The 282-nt window shown below is 43.3% G+C and carries 1 protein-coding gene; it reads right to left on the bottom strand.

Annotated elements, in window-relative coordinates; translation table 11 throughout:
* Positions 1-282, bottom strand: a 282-nt coding sequence (locus Q5762_RS37975; protein WP_315896871.1) for a LysR family transcriptional regulator substrate-binding protein, incomplete at both ends; no start/stop codon positions are given.

Below are 282 nucleotides of genomic sequence, written 5' to 3'. Positions count from 1 at the left end.
CAATTTTTGTGCGAGCTGGACAGTCAGACTTGGAACGATAGAGATGGCTCCCTTCAAGGTCGGCTAGCTCATTGATGATTAATGGGTTTGAGAGTGAGGTAATGCAGCAAAGCTCTTCTTGAAACAATTCCTCGTAAGCAAAATGTTTCTCGTGAGGAAGTGAGCATAAGGCGAAATCAATTCGGTTTTCATTTAGTGCATTGGCTAATTCCAGTGTTGATCCCACGACGATCTCGAAGTTTATTTTTGGATAGTGCTGCGAAAAATCGTGAAGCAGTGCAG

The sequence above is a fragment of the Streptomyces sp. P9(2023) genome (assembly GCF_032436795.1).
Lineage (GTDB): Bacteria > Actinomycetota > Actinomycetes > Streptomycetales > Streptomycetaceae > Streptomyces.
This window is presented reverse-complemented; position numbering and strand designations above follow the sequence as displayed.